General features: G+C 52.5%; 4 protein-coding genes and 1 pseudogene. 1 reads left to right on the top strand and 4 read right to left on the bottom strand.

Annotation, left to right across the window (positions count from 1 at the left end):
- Window positions 1-346: 346 nt before the first annotated feature.
- A complete protein-coding gene (locus FKW31_RS15435; protein ID WP_150179014.1) occupies window positions 347-2,764 on the top strand; it encodes a Hint domain-containing protein in 2,418 nt (805 codons plus the stop codon).
- An 86-nt stretch (window positions 2,765-2,850) separates the two neighbouring features.
- Here the strand turns inward: FKW31_RS15435 and FKW31_RS15430 are convergent, their stop codons facing one another.
- The 4 genes and pseudogenes from FKW31_RS15430 to FKW31_RS16535 all read right to left on the bottom strand — a co-directional run.
- Window positions 2,851-3,522 (bottom strand): DUF6118 family protein, encoded by a 672-nt coding sequence (locus FKW31_RS15430; protein ID WP_045543372.1) that lies wholly within the window; start codon window positions 3,520-3,522, stop codon window positions 2,851-2,853.
- Between the two features lie 12 nt (window positions 3,523-3,534).
- The gene (locus FKW31_RS15425; protein ID WP_045543371.1) at window positions 3,535-3,804 is read right to left on the bottom strand and encodes a Txe/YoeB family addiction module toxin; all 270 of its coding nucleotides are present in this window, start codon (window positions 3,802-3,804) and stop codon (window positions 3,535-3,537) included.
- Window positions 3,801-4,076, bottom strand: a complete 276-nt coding sequence (locus tag FKW31_RS15420) for a type II toxin-antitoxin system Phd/YefM family antitoxin (RefSeq protein WP_150179013.1) — start codon at window positions 4,074-4,076, stop codon at window positions 3,801-3,803. Before FKW31_RS15420 ends, FKW31_RS15425 begins: the two co-directional genes overlap by 4 nt.
- Window positions 4,077-4,128: 52 nt before the next feature.
- Window positions 4,129-5,269, bottom strand: a pseudogene (locus FKW31_RS16535) (hypothetical protein); the annotation flags it as partial.

Here is a 5,269-nt window from a genome sequence, read left to right as displayed (position 1 = left end):
AGTAAAGCGACCACTCTTCATCAGAATCTCCTCATCCTTACGCTGAGAAAATTCTCATTCAAAAGCCACTCTTTTTATGGGGGGATTACCTGGCCAATCGTGCTGACACGAGCATAACCAATTCTACGCACCTGTTTCGTCCTTCGTAATGAAGGAGAATGCTATTTCACGGTGATATTTTTTTGGAAATGGTGATTTGCGCAAACTCTCTCTAGGCGAAAAAGTTAGCTCTTAGAAAACACTCTCTGTTTAAGTGTTCCACTCACTCTAATCAAGTATTTTAATATTAAAAATAAACCCCATGCATTGAACGTTTGCGCAAATCACAACTTTTGAAAGTGATAAAATGAGTATTGTCTATCCTTCTAATGGAACGCCTTACCTTACTTCGGGCACAACAACTTTCACATCGGGTCAAGTTGTTTCAGGCGTGACTGTTACCAGTAACTCTCAGGAGATCCTTTCTGCTGGAGCCATCGGTATACAGCAAACAATTGAAGAGGCTTCTGGTAATACTGGAGGAGGGGAAATACTTGTTCTTAGCGGAGCACAATTGATTCAGAAGAATGATACCGAATACTGGCAAAACAAAGGTAAAATAATCGTATATGATGGTGGTTTTATTTCAGGAGGAGCTACTACTTATGGGGGTATAACCACCATACTCAGTGGAGGCATCGCAGAAGATATTCATGTAGGATCAGGATCTATTGGGACAGTTATTTTCTCTTCTGGCGCTATTTTAAAGGGTACGACAGTCGCACGGTCTGAGGGAACAATCAGTGGGGGAACCGCTACCTCTGGGGCCCAGATTAATGTTCTATCTGGTGGAGTACTCTCCAATGCCGATGCAGGTAACGGCGGGACGATCACTGTCTCTTCAGGAGGAAAGTCCACTAACACTGTCATCTCCAGTGGCGGAACTCTGACTTTCACAGGAGGAGGCTCTGGATCTTACACAAGCCTTCTGGCGGGAGGCACACTAAATATTGGCTCCGGAACAACATACGATAACCAGCATACAACCTCTCTCACCGCTACCTCTGGGGCCCAGATTAATGTTCTATCTGGTGGAGTACTCTCCAATGCCGATGCAGCCGCATTTGGTAATATTGTGGTCAGCAAAGGGGGCAGAGGCCAAGATATTATTATTTCCAGTGGTGGCGGTTTAGGGGTTGCAGGCATTGCCTCAGACACGACTGTCAACAATGGCGGCGTAATAGAAATCAATTCTGGTGGCGTATCAAATAATAATCATGTTAATTCTGGTGGTAAAATTTATGCAAATTCAGGAAGTATACTTGGATTAACATCCATATCTAGTGGTGGATCTGCTATTGTAGCCAGTGGCGCTACTATTTCAGGACTCGTAACCATTCAAGATGGTGGGACTGCTACGATTTGGAACAATACGAGCGGCACGATTGATCTTTCCGGCGACACAAATAATGGTTTGACTATTTCTGGTCTGGAAAGCGGGGGAACAGTCAGCACTGTGATCAGCGGCTGGAGCGGCAGCAAACCAGGAAATTCTGATAGTATCGATCTGCCTGGGGTTTCAGCAGATGGAGCATCTTATGCTTATCCGTCTGATGATCAGGTTGTGGTTACACTAGCCAATGGCAACACCATTACCCTGAATATTCCTGGTGTCAAAAATACTGGATTTGTCCTTTCCGATGATGGTCATGGTGGCGCATCTGCTGAAGTCTGCTTTCTTTCGGGCAGCATGATCCGCACGCCAGAAGGTGATGTGGCCGTTGAAAACATCAAAATCGGTGATGAAGTTGTTACTTTCGATTGGAAGAACAATAAGGAAGTGACCCAACCTGTTGCATGGGTTGGTAAATCACATGCCTTTGTTTACGCTGAGATGCCAGATGATGAAGCAGGATATCCTGTTCGGGTTCTGAAAAACGCTATTGCAGAAGGCGTACCCTATAAAGACATGCTGATTACACCAGAGCATTGCTTGTTCTTCAGAGACCGTTTTGTCCCCGTTCGTATGCTGGTCAATGGTGTGTCTATCTTCTATGACAAGTCCATTACTTCTTACGATTACTATCACGTAGAAACAGAACAGCATTCTGTCATCACCGCTGATGGCATGCTCACAGAAAGCTATCTGGATACAGGGAACCGTTCATCCTTCCGTCAGGAAGGCAAAATCGCAACTCTGCGTGGAGCTGTAAGAAGCTGGGCCGATGATGCTGGTGCGCCACTGGGCGTGGAACGCTCCTTTGTGGAACCGCTCTTCCGGGCTCTGGAATGGCGTGAAAACAGTGTTGTGGGCACCAAGATCTCAACGACAAAAATCGAAACGACAACGGATCCTGACCTACATCTTATCACTCAGACAGACGCTGTGATCCGTCCCATGCGTAAGACCGCGCATCACTACAGCTTCATGCTACCACCAAATACAGAGTCTGTGCGGATCGTCTCGCGTTCTAGCCGTCCATCAGACGTGATTGGCCCGTTTGTCGATGATCGTCGCTATATGGGCGTGGCCGTAGCAGATGTGCAGCTTCAATGTGCCAAACAGCAGTTCGATATTACTTCTCACCTTCAGGACGAAAAACCTTCGGGTTGGCACGATACCGACTGGACGGACTGCGCATGGACCAATGGGAATGCTGAACTCCCGTTAGGTGATCACCTGACACATGGGAAAATGGGTATTCTCTCCATGACTATTCGTGCCGCAGGCCCCTATCTGCTGAACACAAAGCCAAACTCTGATATAAAAAAACGTTCTGCTTAATCTCGGTTAACCCGGACAAATAATGTTGGGGCTTTCCCTTTGCCGGGAAAGCCCTTTCCTTATGAAAACTTATTTCTCATCAAATACTACTGTACATCCGGCTTCACCGTAATCACACAAGCCTTCGGGTGTCCGGACTGAGTCGCCGCGATCCGACAGTCCCTGATTTGCGGCATATTGTCCTGCACCAGCCGATCCTCCCACATAAAGCTGTTCCATTGCTCAGGCCGTGCATCCCGCATCATCGCATATCCGGAATCCCACCGATCCTGGCCCCCAACAATGAACGAAGCCACACGCTCATCAAAATTCTTCCAGGTGATGTGATTAAACAGAAGCGGTGCGATCCCCACCCCAAATAGAAAAGCCATAATTCCGATAAAAGTCAGATAAAACCATTGATCCCGCCGATTGTTTGCCTGACCAATAATCGACGCCAGCACCTGCCGCTCTTTCCGGACCTCTCCGATCGCCTTTTCGAAGACCCCTTCAAGTCTCCGGCTGGCGGCCAGTCCTTCCTCCCGTATCCCCTGCCCATACGCCTGGGGCGTCATTTTCAGCGTCGGGCTGGCCTCAATCGCCTTCATATGCGTCCCGACCGCATTCATGGCTTTCACGACACGGGCCAGATCCTCCGTGTAATCTGGCGGCCGGTTGTCCCGCCATGCCTGGGGCAATGCTTCCACACTGCGCCGGAGCACTGTCATTTCAGCGCACAGATCCTCAAAGGCACGAGCTGCCGGATCCGTCTCGCTCATGACGCTTCTCCTTCAGTAATGAAACCGGCACTGGGCAACCTCAATCCGCTGATCCTCTCCCGCGCGCCCCTGAACCCGGTAGACCAGACGATGTTCTCCCGTAATCCGGCGAGACCACCACCCGGAAAGCTGCCCCTTCAATGGTTCCGGCTTACCCAGCCCTTGAAACGGATGCCGCCTTACATCGTCGATCAGGGTATTGATCTTCTCAAGAACCGCAGTGTCTGACTGAAACCAGGAAAGATAATCCTCCCAGCCATTTTCATGAAAAAAGACCTTCACGCCAACGGCTTACCCTGCTGCTTCAAAAGATCACGCTCGGTCGCTACCCCGTGCTCGATGTCACGAATGCTCCCCAACAGCCTCTCCGCGTTGCGCGGGCTGCTCAGGAGATGCACGGTTTCCTGCCAGCCGGAAAATTCTTCTTCCGACATCAGCACGACACTGCCTTTCCCGGTCTTGCGGGTCACGACAATCGGCGCGCGGCTGTTCACGGCTTCATCCAGATAATGCGCGAGGTTCTGGCGCAGGTCGGTATAGGAAACACAGGTCATGATCGGTCCTCCACCTTCACTATAACGTACAGTTTTCTGTACGTCTTCTTTTTTACATCCCCATATCCATACCGCGCGACCTGGAGCGTGAGAGGGCCTGCTCCCGCTGATGGGGATGCAACCCGTGATCGAGCGTCGATCCCTTCCTAATACCCAGCTCGCGGCTTTTCTCCCGCAGGATGGACTCAAGCTGCGCATCCCGCTTCAATTCCTTGAGCGCCACACCCTGCTGCTCGCGGCTCAGCCCGTCCCAGGTCTTCACAAACCGCGCCGCCCGCAGATCCGGACTCTTCCGCACTCTGTCCTCGTGTTCCAGCCCCTCGACCAGTTTACGCGCCCGGGCCGACCCTTCCAGACTATGCAGCGCCTGCCGGATCTCCGGCTGATGCTTCAGCGCCGCCCGCAGATCCGCCTCACCGCCACGCCGGACCCGTTCCAAATCCCGACCGGCTTCAAAAAGCGCCTTCTTCTGATGCTCCAGCACCGGCAGCTCCTGACGCACCATGCGCTCGGCATCCACCCAGGCCCGCGCATATCGCTCCACCGCCTGCTGAAGCGGGTCACTCCCCGGTACAAACCCATCCAGCCCGACCGGCACCTGCTCACGCTGCACGCGGGGCAGCCTCAAACCCGCAAAGGGAGAGACAGGAGCCTCACGCTCAACCCCACTTTCCCCTTTCCCGGCCCCGGCATCCATCCCGGCCGATACGTCTTTTTCCGCCGCACGACGCCCCGGTCGCACGGACAGGTCCAGCCCGTCGAACATCCCGCGTTTCTGCTGTGCCGGTACCGGATCTGGCGTACGAACAGCTTCGACCTGCCTGTCCTGCCGGAAGCCAGAGGTGGCTTTCTCACGCCCCACCACGATCTCGCTCTCGGGGACATGCAGCCCGCGCCGCCCCGCAAATCCGGTATCCCGATCCCGGACATGCGGATAATCCAGCGTGGTGTCCTTCAGCCGCTCGCGCGACAGCCGCTTCACCAGCCCGTCCCGGTCGCCCACATCATCCCGGCCCTGAATTGCCCCGGGTTTTGTGGAGACGGAACGACCCGAGAGGTAAGAAGGATTCATGAGCAACAAATCGAAGCGTTTTCCGCCTGAATTTCGTGAACGTGCAGCCCGCATGGTTCTGGAGGAAGAGAAGAACCATCCATCACGCTGGTCCGCGGTGATGATGATAGCGCCAAAGCTG

Source organism: Acetobacter sp. DmW_136, from assembly GCF_008690365.1.
Classification (GTDB): Bacteria; Pseudomonadota; Alphaproteobacteria; order Acetobacterales; family Acetobacteraceae; genus Acetobacter; species Acetobacter oryzifermentans.
Note: the sequence above shows the minus strand (reverse complement) of the source record. Positions and strands in the feature narration are given on the sequence as shown.

Excerpts from the sequence above, each read along its gene's own strand:
- FKW31_RS15435 (WP_150179014.1), top strand. The coding sequence starts at position 347 with ATGAGTATTGTCTATCCTTCTAATGGAACGCCTTACCTTACTTCGGGC.
- FKW31_RS15430 (WP_045543372.1), bottom strand. The coding sequence starts at position 3,522 with ATGAGCGAGACGGATCCGGCAGCTCGTGCCTTTGAGGATCTGTGCGCT.
- FKW31_RS15420 (WP_150179013.1), bottom strand. The coding sequence starts at position 4,076 with ATGACCTGTGTTTCCTATACCGACCTGCGCCAGAACCTCGCGCATTAT.